Raw genomic sequence first — 12,794 nt, forward strand, 5'->3', positions numbered from 1 at the left:
CTGTAACTGACACCTTCTTATCGTAAAACACCTGATACAAGAAAGTGTGAGGCTCAGGTAAATTTTTTTTATAGGGAAAGTAAATATTTTAACAACATGTAAAAAGGCCCGCCGGTTCTAACCGGCAGGCCTTCTTCATAACATATATAAATAATTGCATTAAGCTAATGATGCTGACGTCGGGATTGTTACCGTCTCTTCCCCGGTCCGGTCCTCTGTTACAAGCTGCACAACAGGTGTGGTATGGCGTTCAATTGTGGCACCTAACGCCTTTAGCTTGCCGACGAGGTCCACGTATCCCCGGTCAATGTGGCGGAGTTCTGTCACTTCTGTCTCCCCGTCTGATATCAATCCGGCTAATACAAGGGCTGCACCAGCGCGGAGATCAGTCGCTTTAACTTTAGCTCCGGTTAAACGAGATTTTCCCTCGATTATCGCCATCCGGCCGTCAATTTTGATTTTCGCACCCATGCGCTTAAACTCATCAACATGCATGAAGCGATTTTCGAATACGGTCTCCGAAATAATGCTTGTACCAGGCACAGACAGCATAATCGCCATGAATTGAGCCTGCATATCCGTCGGGAATCCGGGATGAGGCAGTGTTTTCACATCCACCGCTTTAAGTTCCCTCTCGGTATGTACACGAAGTCCATTGTCCACTTCTTCAATCGTTACCCCCATCTCACGAAGCTTGGCGATTACAGGTTTTAAATGATCAGCAATCGCATTCTCAATCAATACGTCGCCGCGCGTGATAGCGGCCGCTACCATGAATGTTCCCGCTTCGATTCGGTCCGGAATCACATAGTGTGTAGCACCGCTGAGTGTTTCCACACCCTCAATCCGAATGGTTCCTGTGCCTGCCCCACGAACGCGGGCGCCCATAGCATTGAGGTAATTGGCCAGATCCACAATTTCCGGTTCCTGTGCCGCATTCTCAATAGTGGTAATGCCTTCCGCCATGGATGCCGCCATCATAATGTTCTCCGTGGCGCCCACGCTTGGGATATCCAAGTAAATCTTCGTTCCTTTGAGGCGTCCTTCAACTGTTGCGTCAATATACCCCTGGCCAATTTCAACGTTTGCACCCATTGCCTCAAATCCTTTAAGATGCTGATCGATTCCGCGTGAACCGATCGCACACCCTCCTGGCAGCGGGATTTTTGCTTTTCCTTTGCGAGCCAGCAGTGGACCCATGACTAGAAAAGATGCACGCATCTTACGAACCCATTCATAAGGTGCCTCGGTTGCCGATAAAGTTGATGCGTCGACGTTTAACGTTTCCGTTTGTTTATTGTACTGTATGTTTACATTCAAGGCTCGAATTACTTCGCTGATGGTATAAACATCGTCCAACCCAGGTACTTCATGAATTGTGCTTGCGCCATTTTCTGCAAGAATTGATGCCGCAATGATAGGCAGCACTGCATTTTTTGCTCCATGTACCCGTACTTTTCCCGACAGACGTTGTCCACCGCGGATGACAATCTTATCCACGTTACATTTCCCCCCGCGTCCTGCAATAGTTTCCTGCTAATTTCCTGTTAATACTCAACTGTAATAATTGGTACGCCAACTGTTACGGTTGTCTTCTGATGTATATCATCAATATGTGTGGCGACCTGCAAATTCATTCGGTTTCGGTTTGTTAAAATATAGTCCTTAATTTGGGGTGAATAAGCTGAATAACTTAAAACCGTGTCTTCACGCAGCGATTCAACAGGTGTACTGTTAAATGCCGCGAGAATTTCCCTGCATTTTTCTGTTTGCAAGTCAATTTTCAGTTTACCACCATATTTTCCAATAACACAAGTGTTAATTTGGTTTATCTTATAACCATTTATTACCTTTTCCCCTGCTACTTTTGTCACGCCTTCAACCAAAGCAACTTGTCTATCTTTACCCGAAAAAGTTAGCGATAAACCAACCGTTTGAAAGTTATTTGTTTCGCTTTCAACCGTCAGGTAGACGTCTGTTTTAACTCCAAGATAGACACCCTGGGTATGGCAGGACTGCGGCGTCCCCTGTAAAGGCTGGAAGTCTGGCGCAGAAAGAAGCCGGGCCGTCTGGCGCTTCCATGCCTCTGTTTCCTGTACATTGCGGAAGGTTTTCTCCGCTTTAATTCTTACCTGAACACTGGCAATTTCCGCCCCTGTTTTGACAACGGTTGATGCCATTTTATCAAGCTGAGCAGCTGCCGATTCCAGCCTCGCTGAGCCGCTCTGTTCCTGTGCATATGCGGTAAATCCCCCGGCAAACACGACAAACAAAACAACCAGTATCAACTTTTTCATTTTGCCCTCTCCCAACCATTCTTTTTTAGCTAGTTTGGTCAAAAAAAGAGGGCCCTATGCGTTACGAAACACATCTCAGGCGATTCCGCTCTTGCCTTCACTTTTAGAAGTGTTACTGCTGCGAGATTTGCTGGAGCATTTTGGTCCAGCCGTAATATTCGCTGAAAAAGCTCGCTACTGCTCCGCCAATCATAATAGATAGAAGGATTTGCAGGAGCTTGGCCTTGCCTCCTTTAGGGTTCTTAAGAAACAGGTCAAAGCGAAAAGCCTGCAAGGCCCAGAAGCTTAACCCGATAAAAACAAGCGACATTATGATATTTACGGCACCCGACATTGCCATGCCTTTTCACATCCTCTCCTGGCCTGTATAAAAGATAAGAGGGGAATACGCTTCGTACTCCCCTCTATCATAATACATTATTGGCCAGCTTGCTGAATCATTTGTTCAAATGGGAAATGATTGTGGATATACCCAATGACACTGCCCGGAACCGCGCCAGCAGCTACTGTGCCGACCAAAGCAATGACAAGCACGACAGCAATGGCAGCTGGCACTTTAAGCGGTGCTTCGGTCCTGCCCGGGCGCATATACATCTGCCGGATAAAGCCGAAATAATAAAAGTACGATACCACGCTGGTGGCCATCATAATCCCTGCCAGCCAGAATTTATGGTAAGCAACAGCGCTCATAAAGATATAAAATTTACCCATGAAGCCGGCCGTCACCGGGATACCTGCAAGTGACAGGACAAAGAATGTCATTGCCACCGCCACCCAGGGCGCACGGTGGTATAGCCCGGCAAATGAGCTGATATCCTCTGTACCCTGGTCCCGGTTTACAATCGTGATCACCGCAAAAATCCCCATATTCGCCAGCAGGTAGGCAAATAAATAGAACACCGTTTGATCGTAAAGGAGCATCGTAAATGAGGCTAACGGGACAAGTATATAGCCGGCCTGCGCAATGCCGGAATAGGCCATCATCCTCTTCACATTAACCTGGCGCAAGGCAACGGTGTTTCCGATAATCATCGAAGCGGCGGAAACAAGTCCAAGGATGAGGCCCCACTTGCCAAGCAAAATCGGATTCGGCTGTCCAGCTGCGCCGCCAGCCTCCTGCAGATTTAATGTAAGAACAAGAAATACGCGAATTACGAGAGCAAATCCAGCCGCTTTGGATACAACAGACAGAAAAGCCGTAATCGGCGTTGGGGCGCCCTGGTAGACGTCTGGGGCCCACATATGGAACGGTACAGTTGACAGTTTAAAAGAAAGCCCCACAAGCATCAGCAGAAGCCCAAGGTATGTAATGAACTGAAAGCCGTTCTGAAATTCCGTTACAAGGCGGTCACTGATTACATAAAGGTTGGTCGACCCTGTTATTCCGTAAATAAAGGACATGCCATATAAGGTGATCGCCGTTGCGATTCCACCCGACACTACATATTTAAAGGCTGATTCGTTGGACTGAATATGGTTCTTTCTTGTCCCGACAAGAATATAGGAAGAAATGGACAATAGCTCCAGGCCAACAAACAGGGTAATCAAGTCTGCTGAAGAAGCCATCACCATTCCGCCGAGCAGGGCTGCCAGAATCAAGTAATAGAATTCTCCTGAGTAGATAATGTTTGCTCTGTCCACATACGCTGTGGATATCATCAGGACAAATGCTACACCTGCAAGCAATATGATTTTAAAGCCATTCGCAAAACCATCGAGGCGGAACATATCAGCCATGATAGAAACGACGCCGCGGCCAGTGTTCTGCAAAACGAAATACCCCGCAAGCAGCACCGCCGCCAAAGCAATCCACGCGAATATTTTTCGATCCGCCTTCTTCGACATCACCAGGTCGAGCAGGGAAAGGATGGTTGCTGCACCCAGTATGGTAAATTCAGGGGTCATAACCGACCAATCAAACTGCGCCAGTGCCCCCCATTTGCTAACACCATTCATCAGCTATCAACCTCCTATCCTCGGCACGATATTTACTAGGGTTGTCTGCAGCGGTTCGCTGAGCACGGCCGGATATACACCGATTACGATAACGAGCGCCAGCAGCACAATCATTGGGATGACTTCTACAGAATGGGCATCCGCCAGGGCGGCATGCCTCTCCTGCATCGGCCCAAAGGTTGTAGCAAGCGTTGCCCGAAGCAAGTAGATGGCGGTAAGAATAATACCAAGTGCCCCCACTGCGGCTATGGCCGGCTTGGAACCAAACAGGCCAACGAAAGAGAGGAATTCACCGACGAAGCCAGACATTCCCGGCAGGCCTACTGAGGCCAACATCGCCGTCAGGAACACCCCGCTGATAATGGGCATCGACTTGGCGAGACCGCCCAGTTCGCGAATATCGGTTGTGCCTGTACGGTTGTAAAAGATCGACACCATGTAGAACATAAGCGCTGCGATGAGGCCGTGTGAAACCATCTGAAACACGGCTCCCTGGAAGCCCTGCTCATTCATAGCGGCAAGGCCGAGCAGCACCACACCCATATGGCTCACACTGGAATACGCGAGCATTTGTTTTAAATCATTTTGTACAAGCGCCAGCACGCCGCCATACAGAATGTTAATCACGCCAAAGATGGCAATTACGGCAGAGAGCTGGTTCATCCATTCCGGAAAGAATGCGGCGTTCATTCTGATTAAGCCATAGGCGCCGATTTTGATGAGGACACCGGATGAAATCATAATGGCTGCCGGGTGTGCCTCCTGATACGCTTTAAGCATCCAGGTGTGGAAAGGCACCACTGGGATTTTAATCGCAAATGCGATAAGAAGTGCCACGAATAACCCCAGCCGAACATTTTCCGGTAAGTTACCAGGCGCACCCGGCATGTTCAGCTGGTTCATCGGGTCCGTCAAGATGTGTTTAAGATCAAACATATTCATCGACATCGTTGTCATAAACAGCGTGGCAAAAACGATGAGCAGAATGGCGGAACCTACGCCGTTATACAGCAGGAACTTAATGGCCGCTTTCTCGCGCTCGATAAATCCGTAGATGCCCATGAGGAAGAACATCGGGATGATCGTAAATTCAAAGAAGATAAAGAACTGAAACAGGTTCAGGGACGTGAAGACGCCTAGCATGCCCATCTCAATGGTTAACAGGAGAATGTAGAATGCTTTCCAGCGTTTCTTCACAGTCAGGCCTGTAACCGCCGCCATTGAAGCAATAATAGCTGTGAGGACAACAAGCGGCATGGACAGGCCGTCTACCCCCATCTCAAAATCAATGTGGAAGGCCGCCTGCGGATTGACCGGAATGGCAATCCAGTTCAGTTTCTGCGCAAACTGCAGGCCTGCTGCCGTCTGGTCAAAAGAGCCGTACAGCATAACAGCCAGAACAAGCGGGATAAGCGTGCCAAGCACTCCAATCCATTTAATGGTCCCTGCCAGCGTTTTTGGTGTAAACAGAAGTATCAAAATGCCCAGCAGCGGTGAAAATGTTAAGAGGATAAGAAAATTGTTCGTCATTATCCGAAGTACCCCCCTGCTAAAGTCAGGCCCGCAATCAGCAGCACGAGGCCTATTAAGGCAACTGCGCCGTATGTCTGAACCTGACCGTTCTGTACGCGTGCACCTGTTCCTCCGATTCCCCGCGTAATGGCTGCAACAAGGCGGACAATTCCATCAATAATATAAACGTCAAACGCGTTCAATGCATGGCCGATTGCGCGAAGCGGACGGACAAATACGACATCATAGATCTCATCGATGTAGTACTTGCGGTAGGATAGCCTGTAGAAGAATCCGCCTTCCGTGCTGTCGCTAATCGGGCGTTTAACATACATGGACCAGGCGAGGAAGATACCTAGCAGCGATACAAGCAGGGCAAGGACTGTAATCCATAGTGGCCCTCCGCTCTCTGCGCCTCCCGCTTGATGCAGGGCTGTGAAATTATACGTAAGCCATTCGCCAAGCACCGGTTTCCATGGTGTGTTGATGAAGCCGGCGATAACGGCCAGTACAGCAAGCACGATCATCGGCACGGTCATAACCGCCGGCGATTCATGCGCATGCCCCTGCGTCCGGCTTTTCCCGGTAAAGGTTAAGAAGAACAGGCGGAACATATAAAACGCGGTAAAAAATGCGGCGATAACACCAGCGGCGAAAAGGTCCAACCGGCCGGAAGCGTACGTTGCCGTAAGAATTTCTTCTTTGGACCAGAATCCGGCAAACGGAAAAATCCCGGAAATAGCCAGACATCCGATAAGAAATACAATTCCGGTGGTGCGCATCTTATTCCATAGGCCGCCCATCTCGAAAATATCCTGCGTTCCGACACCGTGTATAACGCTGCCTGCGGCGAGGAAGAGCAGGGCTTTGAAGAAGGCATGGGTCATTAAATGAAAGGTACCGGCCACATAACCGGCAGCGCTGGCTGCACCGAGGGCCAGCATCATATAGCCAAGCTGGCTTACCGTTGAGTAGGCGAGCACCCTTTTGATATCTCTTTGGGTTAGGCCGATTGAAGCGGCGAAAATTGCGGTAAAACCACCTATGTAAGCCACGACATCCGCGGCAACATGGGATGCGAGATAGACATCATACATGCGGGCAACCAGGTATACACCGGCTGCAACCATGGTAGCGGCGTGGATTAAAGCACTGACAGGCGTTGGGCCTTCCATGGCATCCGGCAGCCACGTATGCAACGGGAACTGGCCTGATTTTCCAACCGCGCCGACAAACACAAGGATCCCAATTAATGTTATTTTCCAGCTCTCGAGGCTTCCAGCGTGGATCGCGTGAAAGATATCCGCATACGCAAAGCTTCCAACCCACCAATATATCAGGGCAATTCCGATAAAAAGGCCAACATCACCGATACGGGTGACAATAAACGCTTTTTTCGCTGCAGCCCGGGCTTCGGGCTTCGAGAAATAGAAACCTACAAGCAAGAAGGAGCAGACCCCTACAAGCTCCCAGAAGATATAAAGCTGCAGGATATTTGGCGAAAGAACAACACCAAGCATGGAGAAAGTGAACAGTGCCAGGTATTGATAGAACACCGGTAAGCGTTCGTCTCCGTGCATATACCCCTTGGAATAAATATTTACCAGCAAACTCACAAGTGTAACAATAACAAGCATCATGGCGTTCAACTGCGTTACTTCAAAGCCCATCGCTATTTTATGGCCCGCGTACGTTAACCAGTTGAAATTAAGATTGCTGTAATCCTCGGCCCCTCCGGCAAAACGTCTCGCAAATACCAGGAGTGCCATCACAAAAGAAACGGCCGTTGCCAGTATTCCGATATAGGACGAAGCTTCTTTAAGCTGGCGCCCGAAGCTAACGAGCAGGACGAAAGCTATAAGCGGAAAGAGCGGGATAAGCCAGGCATTCGCTAATATATCCATTCTGTCACCAGTCCTTTTCCATTCTATCGCTTCATTAAATCCATCTCATCCACGTTAACCGTTGGTCGATTGCGATAGAGCGCGATAAGAATGGCCAGGCCCACTGATGCCTCGGCAGCCGCTACCGTAATCGTGAACAGTGAAAAGATTTGGCCGGCAATATTGGCGTTAAGCCCCATTTTCGCGAAAGCCACCAGATTTATGTTCACCGCGTTTAGCATAAGTTCGATGGATAAAAGTACAATGACAGCATTGCGCTTGCTCAGCGCCCCGTATAACCCGATGCAGAACAAAATTAGGGCGACAAGCAGATAAGAGGTAACCGGTACATTCATACGTCCTCTGGGTCCTCCTTTTTCGCCAGAATAATCGCACCGATAAGGGCGACAAGAAGAAGAACCGAAACAATTTCAAACGGGATCGTGTATTGGGTGTACAGCTGGATCCCGATCTCCTTCACGTTATTCTGGGTGGTATAATCTTTCGCTTGCGAAGTCCAATTCGTATTCTGAATGCCCCAGAATACGAATCCAAAAAATACAGCCGCAGCCACAAACGCTATGAATTTGCGCCCCCTCTTGGCGGGCACCTCCTCCTGGTCGTGGCGGGTAAGCATAATGCCAAACAGCATGAGAATCGAGATAGCTCCGGAATAAACAAGTATCTGTACCATGCCGACAAATTCTGCTTCAAGCATGATGTACAGGCCGGCAATGCTTAAGAACGTGAAAGCAAGAGAAACCACCATATGTACAACCTTGGTGGAACTGATCATAAAGACAGATCCACCCATTGCAATTAAAGCAAGCAGGAAAAAAGCGATAAACTGTCCGGTCATCTACTCTTTCCCTCCCCTTACATTTGTGTTGTTGTCGTGGAGCCATTTCATATCTTTGAAAAGTTCATCCCGGCTGTAGGACGCCAATTCAAAATTTGTCGTCATGACAATCGCTTCTGTCGGGCAGACTTCCGTACATAAATCGCACAGGATGCAGATTTCAAAGTTAATATCATACGTGTCGATTACTTTTCCTTTTTTGTTCGGATCTTCGCTTTTCTTCCCGATAAGGTCAATGCAGCCTGTTGGACAGATGCGCATGCACTGGTTGCACACGATGCATTTCTCCGGAGCAAAATACTGGATGCCACGAAAACGTTCCGGCCACTCCATCGCCTGATCGGGATACATATGGGTAATTTTCTTTTCTGTCATTCGTTTAAAGGTATACGCTAATCCTTTGGCAAAGCCTAACATACTATCGCCCTCCTACAGAAACGTTTTGGCAATGGCGGTGATAAAGATATTGACCAGCGCCAGCGGAAGCAGGACCTTCCAGCCAAGCTGCATCAGCTGGTCCACACGCATCCGCGGGAATGTTGCCTGCAGCCAGAAGATAAAGAAGACAATCGCACCAAACTTCAAGATAAACCAGATGATTCCCGGGATAAAGCTTAAGAAGGCAAAAGGCGGAAGCCAGCCGCCCAGGAACAGAACGGTAGTTAAAGATGCCATTGCAAATATATAGACATACTCAGTAAGCATGAAGAACGCCCAGCGGAAGCCGCTGTACTCTGTGTGATAGCCGGATACAAGCTCCGATTCTGCTTCAGTAAGGTCAAAGGGCGTCCGGCTTAGTTCAGCCAGCTGTGCAATAATAAAGATGATAAAGCCGAGAATTTGCGGGATAAAGAACCATACGTGCATTTGTCTCTGTTTTTCGACAATGTCGATTAGATTGAGGCTGCCTGACAGCAGGATCACGCCAACTACTGACATGACGAGCGGGATTTCGTAGCTAATCATCTGGGCAGCGGAACGCATAGCTCCAATCAGCGAGTATTTATTGTTGGAGGCCCAGCCGCCGCTAATTACACCTAATACGGTAATGCCGGAAAGCGCGATGTAATACAGCAGCCCTACTCCCATATCGGCGAAATGCAGGGTTTTCGTAAACGGCATAATCGCCAGCACGCCAAAGGCAGGCATAAAGGCGATGACCGGCGCAATAATAAACAGCGGCTTATCCGCGGCCTTTGGAATAATATCCTCTTTAAGCAGCAGCTTTAAAACGTCTGCTACGGTTTGAAGGAGGCCAAGCGGCCCTACCCGGTTGGGGCCAATCCGCAGCTGCATCCAGCCAATAAGCTTACGCTGGAAGTAAATCGAGTACGTAACAAACCCCAGTACAATCGCCAGCAGAAGAACCGCTGAAATAACAAAGACAAGGCCATTTGTCAGACCAAGATTCTGGGATAAGTATTGTTCCATTAACCATCGACCTCCCCTAGCACAATATCGATACTGCCAAGGATAGCTACCATGTCCGCGATGTTCTGTCCTTTAAGCATCTTGGGAAGGATCTGCAGGTTGGCAAATGAAGGGCGGCGGAATTTAATGCGGTACGGTTTATCCTTTCCTTTGCTTGAGATGTAACAGCCAATCTCACCGCGCGGCGCTTCGATTCTGGTGAATCCTTCACCTTCCGGAACGCGTATTACACGCGGAACCTTCGCCATAATTTCGCCGCTTTCCGGGATTTGGTCGAGCGCTTGCTCGACGATGTTAAGTGACTGCTCTATCTCCTCCATGCGTATCAGGTACCGGGCGTAGCAATCACCGGAATCATACACAGGAACTTCGAATTTAAAGCGGTCATAAAGAGAGTATGGCGCGTTCTTTCTAAGATCCCAGTTTACACCTGTGGACCGCAGGCAAACCCCGCTAAGCGAATAGTTAATCGCTTCTTCCTTCGTGATCACACCTACATCTTTCACACGCTTAAGGAATACTTCGTTGCCGCTGACCAGCTTATGATAGCCTTCGAGCTCCCTGCGCATCTCAGGAATAAAAGCGCGCACTCTATCAAGCCAGCCTGGAGGCGCATCCCACTTCACGCCGCCTACGCGCATATAGTTGTATGTCAGGCGGGCGCCGCACAGTTCATTGAAGAAGCGGACGATCTTTTCCCGGTCACGGAACGCATATAGGAAGGGCCCCATTGCCCCAAGGTCAAGCAAGCCCGTGCCAAACCATACCTGATGGCTGGCTATCCGCTGCAGTTCCAGTACAATAATGCGAAGGTATTCGGCGTAATCGGGAATTTCGAGTCCCATCATTGTTTCAACAGTATGTACCATCATATAGTTGTTGGACATCGCAGCAAGGTAATCCATGCGGTCCGTGTACGGAATAATCTGCGTATAGTTTAAATCCTCAGCCAGTTTCTCCGTTCCACGATGGAGGTAACCGATAACCGGAATCGCTTCTGTTATTGTCTCTCCGTCAATCTTTACCACAAGCCGGAATACCCCGTGGGTACTCGGATGCTGCGGCCCCACATTAAGGAGCATTTCTTCTGTTCTTAATTTCTTATCCGTTGCTTCTGCCATCCCCTCACACCTCCTCATCATACTGCACGTAGTCTTTACGGAGCGGATGCCCAACCCAGTCATCAGGCAGGAGAATACGGTTTAGATTATAGTGACCTTCATATGTGATGCCCAAAAGGTCATATGTTTCCCGCTCAAACCAGTCAGCACCTGCCCAAATATCGGTCACGGAAGGAACAATCGGATTGTCGCGGTCTGTTGTTACTTTAATACATACGTTGTGATTATGTTTATAAGAATAAAGATAGCAGACAGATTCCATGTACGTTTCGTAGTCAACGCCGAGGCTCATGGATAGATAGTCAAAAGCCAGGTCCTCATGGTCATGGAGCAGGCGGGCAACGCTGTGCCATTGATCGCGGGGAACAATCAGAGTCGGAATGTGTTCGCTAAGCTCGTTAATATACGATTTCTGTATTGCATCTGTCCCTAACTTATCTGTTATTAGTTTCACAAACTTATCCAGAACCGGTTGATTGGGTGAAGGCTTCTTAGGCTCTGCTGCAGCATCATCGCCAGCACCTGTTCCTGCATTGGCGGCTGCTTTTGCTTTCGCGGCAGCGGCTGCTGCGGCTTTCGCCTTGGCTGCAGCGGCGGCCTTCGCTTTGGCATCAGCGTCACCGTTGGCCTCTGCTACTGATTGAGTGGCTTCCTTTTCAATCGGAGCTGCTTGCCCGGCCTCTGCCATTCGTTTACGTTTTGCTTCTGCTGCAGCCTTGGCAGCGGCGGCTGCTTTCGCTTTTGCGGCGGCGGCTGCTTTCTCTTCCGGTGTAGGTTTCTGCGTATCGTCACTCATTAACCGGTCACCTTCTTTCCGGTCTTCGCTTCATAGCGAATTTTTTCCTGGAGTTTATTAATTCCATAAATAAGAGCAGGCGGGCTTGGGGGGCATCCGGGAATATACACATCAACCGGAACGATCTGATCGACACCCTTCACTACGGCATAAGATCTCACATACGGTCCACCCGCAGTTGCGCATGAACCCATAGCGATTACCCATTTCGGTTCAGCCATTTGATCATACAGGCGCCTTAAGAGCGGTGCCATCTTCTTCGTTACCGTTCCCGCCACAATCATACAGTCAGATTGGCGCGGAGATGCCCGGTAGATAACGCCAAAACGGTCTGTATCCCAGTCGGCGCCGCCTGTACCCATCATTTCGATAGCACAGCAGGCCAGACCAAAGGTTAGGGGCCAGATTGAGTTGCTGCGAGCCCAGGCTTTAAGTTGTTCAATCGTGCTGAAAAAGACATTGCGCTCAAGCTCTTTTTGCTCTTCCAGGGTGATGCCCTCTAAGTTCAGTTCCATTCTAACACCTTCTTCTTCCAGGCATAGACTAACCCGATGACTAGTAAGACTATAAAAATAAGCATTTCTACTAAGGCAAACAAACCTAGCTTGTCATACGCTACTGCCCATGGATAAAGAAATACCGTTTCGACGTCAAATATGACAAATAGCAATGCGAAAATATAATACTTGACGTTAAACTGGACACGGCTGGAACCAAATGGATCGACACCGCTTTCATAGGTTTTTCTCTTCTCTTCCGTTGGATTATATGGACGCAAGAGCCGTCCAAATGTAAGCGCAACCACCGGCAGGAGGACACCAAGAAACAGAAAGATGACAACAATCAAATAATTGTTAGAATATAGTGCTGTCATTACCTCTACCCCCAAAATATTTGACTCTAAAAATAAGTTGAAAAAATTTGAATTGGGAATTTCAA

The 12,794-nt window shown here is 48.7% G+C and carries 14 protein-coding genes; all 14 read right to left on the bottom strand.

Going from position 1 to position 12,794, the window contains the following annotated elements:
• Window positions 1–159: 159 nt before the first annotated feature.
• Window positions 160–1,500, bottom strand: coding sequence for a UDP-N-acetylglucosamine 1-carboxyvinyltransferase (gene murA / locus PP175_RS24090; protein ID WP_272440720.1), 1,341 nt, complete (start codon window positions 1,498–1,500; stop codon window positions 160–162).
• 47 nt (window positions 1,501–1,547) lie between these two features.
• Entirely contained in the window at window positions 1,548–2,297 is a 750-nt protein-coding gene (locus tag PP175_RS24095) for a YwmB family TATA-box binding protein (RefSeq protein WP_272440721.1), read from the bottom strand.
• Window positions 2,298–2,409: 112 nt separating this feature from the next.
• Window positions 2,410–2,637 (bottom strand): DUF1146 family protein, encoded by a 228-nt coding sequence (locus tag PP175_RS24100; protein ID WP_272440722.1) that lies wholly within the window; start codon window positions 2,635–2,637, stop codon window positions 2,410–2,412.
• Between the two features lie 77 nt (window positions 2,638–2,714).
• Window positions 2,715–4,253 carry an NADH-quinone oxidoreductase subunit NuoN gene (nuoN, locus tag PP175_RS24105; RefSeq protein WP_272440723.1) on the bottom strand — a complete coding sequence of 513 codons (1,539 nt, stop codon included), beginning with the start codon at window positions 4,251–4,253 and terminating at the stop codon, window positions 2,715–2,717.
• A gap of 6 nt (window positions 4,254–4,259) precedes the next feature.
• The gene (locus PP175_RS24110) at window positions 4,260–5,783 is read right to left on the bottom strand and encodes a complex I subunit 4 family protein (RefSeq protein WP_272440724.1); all 1,524 of its coding nucleotides are present in this window, start codon (window positions 5,781–5,783) and stop codon (window positions 4,260–4,262) included.
• Entirely contained in the window at window positions 5,783–7,669 is a 1,887-nt protein-coding gene (gene nuoL, locus PP175_RS24115; RefSeq protein WP_272440725.1) for an NADH-quinone oxidoreductase subunit L, read from the bottom strand. The genes PP175_RS24110 and nuoL overlap by 1 nt, the downstream gene beginning before the upstream one ends.
• A 23-nt stretch (window positions 7,670–7,692) precedes the next feature.
• The gene (nuoK, locus tag PP175_RS24120) at window positions 7,693–8,004 is read right to left on the bottom strand and encodes an NADH-quinone oxidoreductase subunit NuoK (protein WP_272440726.1); all 312 of its coding nucleotides are present in this window, start codon (window positions 8,002–8,004) and stop codon (window positions 7,693–7,695) included.
• A complete protein-coding gene (locus tag PP175_RS24125; RefSeq protein WP_272440727.1) occupies window positions 8,001–8,507 on the bottom strand; it encodes an NADH-quinone oxidoreductase subunit J in 507 nt (168 codons plus the stop codon). The genes nuoK and PP175_RS24125 overlap by 4 nt, the downstream gene beginning before the upstream one ends.
• Window positions 8,508–8,924 carry an NADH-quinone oxidoreductase subunit NuoI gene (nuoI, locus tag PP175_RS24130; RefSeq protein ID WP_272440728.1) on the bottom strand — a complete coding sequence of 139 codons (417 nt, stop codon included), beginning with the start codon at window positions 8,922–8,924 and terminating at the stop codon, window positions 8,508–8,510. It lies immediately after the preceding gene.
• Window positions 8,925–8,936: 12 nt separating this feature from the next.
• Window positions 8,937–9,938 carry an NADH-quinone oxidoreductase subunit NuoH gene (gene nuoH, locus PP175_RS24135; protein WP_272440729.1) on the bottom strand — a complete coding sequence of 334 codons (1,002 nt, stop codon included), beginning with the start codon at window positions 9,936–9,938 and terminating at the stop codon, window positions 8,937–8,939.
• A complete protein-coding gene (locus tag PP175_RS24140) occupies window positions 9,938–11,059 on the bottom strand; it encodes an NADH-quinone oxidoreductase subunit D (RefSeq protein ID WP_272440730.1) in 1,122 nt (373 codons plus the stop codon). Before PP175_RS24140 ends, nuoH begins: the two co-directional genes overlap by 1 nt.
• Window positions 11,060–11,063: 4 nt before the next feature.
• The gene (locus PP175_RS24145; RefSeq protein ID WP_272440731.1) at window positions 11,064–11,855 is read right to left on the bottom strand and encodes an NADH-quinone oxidoreductase subunit C; all 792 of its coding nucleotides are present in this window, start codon (window positions 11,853–11,855) and stop codon (window positions 11,064–11,066) included.
• On the bottom strand, window positions 11,855–12,370 hold the full coding sequence (locus PP175_RS24150) for a NuoB/complex I 20 kDa subunit family protein (RefSeq protein WP_272440732.1): 516 nt from the start codon (window positions 12,368–12,370) through the stop codon (window positions 11,855–11,857). The genes PP175_RS24145 and PP175_RS24150 overlap by 1 nt, the downstream gene beginning before the upstream one ends.
• Window positions 12,361–12,729 (bottom strand): NADH-quinone oxidoreductase subunit A, encoded by a 369-nt coding sequence (locus PP175_RS24155; RefSeq protein WP_272440733.1) that lies wholly within the window; start codon window positions 12,727–12,729, stop codon window positions 12,361–12,363. Before PP175_RS24155 ends, PP175_RS24150 begins: the two co-directional genes overlap by 10 nt.
• Between the last annotated feature and the right edge of the window lie 65 nt (window positions 12,730–12,794).

The organism is Aneurinibacillus sp. Ricciae_BoGa-3 (assembly GCF_028421645.1).
Classification (GTDB): domain Bacteria; phylum Bacillota; class Bacilli; order Aneurinibacillales; family Aneurinibacillaceae; genus Aneurinibacillus_B.

Coding starts and splice junctions, on each gene's coding strand:
- PP175_RS24125 (WP_272440727.1), bottom strand. CDS start 8,507: ATGACCGGACAGTTTATCGCTTTTTTCCTGCTTGCTTTAATTGCAATG.
- PP175_RS24155 (WP_272440733.1), bottom strand. CDS start 12,729: ATGACAGCACTATATTCTAACAATTATTTGATTGTTGTCATCTTTCTG.
- nuoI (WP_272440728.1), bottom strand. CDS start 8,924: ATGTTAGGCTTTGCCAAAGGATTAGCGTATACCTTTAAACGAATGACA.
- PP175_RS24150 (WP_272440732.1), bottom strand. CDS start 12,370: ATGGAACTGAACTTAGAGGGCATCACCCTGGAAGAGCAAAAAGAGCTT.
- nuoN (WP_272440723.1), bottom strand. CDS start 4,253: ATGAATGGTGTTAGCAAATGGGGGGCACTGGCGCAGTTTGATTGGTCG.
- nuoL (WP_272440725.1), bottom strand. CDS start 7,669: ATGGATATATTAGCGAATGCCTGGCTTATCCCGCTCTTTCCGCTTATA.
- nuoK (WP_272440726.1), bottom strand. CDS start 8,004: ATGAATGTACCGGTTACCTCTTATCTGCTTGTCGCCCTAATTTTGTTC.
- PP175_RS24100 (WP_272440722.1), bottom strand. CDS start 2,637: ATGGCAATGTCGGGTGCCGTAAATATCATAATGTCGCTTGTTTTTATC.
- nuoH (WP_272440729.1), bottom strand. CDS start 9,938: ATGGAACAATACTTATCCCAGAATCTTGGTCTGACAAATGGCCTTGTC.
- PP175_RS24140 (WP_272440730.1), bottom strand. CDS start 11,059: ATGGCAGAAGCAACGGATAAGAAATTAAGAACAGAAGAAATGCTCCTT.
- PP175_RS24145 (WP_272440731.1), bottom strand. CDS start 11,855: ATGAGTGACGATACGCAGAAACCTACACCGGAAGAGAAAGCAGCCGCC.
- PP175_RS24110 (WP_272440724.1), bottom strand. CDS start 5,783: ATGACGAACAATTTTCTTATCCTCTTAACATTTTCACCGCTGCTGGGC.
- PP175_RS24095 (WP_272440721.1), bottom strand. CDS start 2,297: ATGAAAAAGTTGATACTGGTTGTTTTGTTTGTCGTGTTTGCCGGGGGA.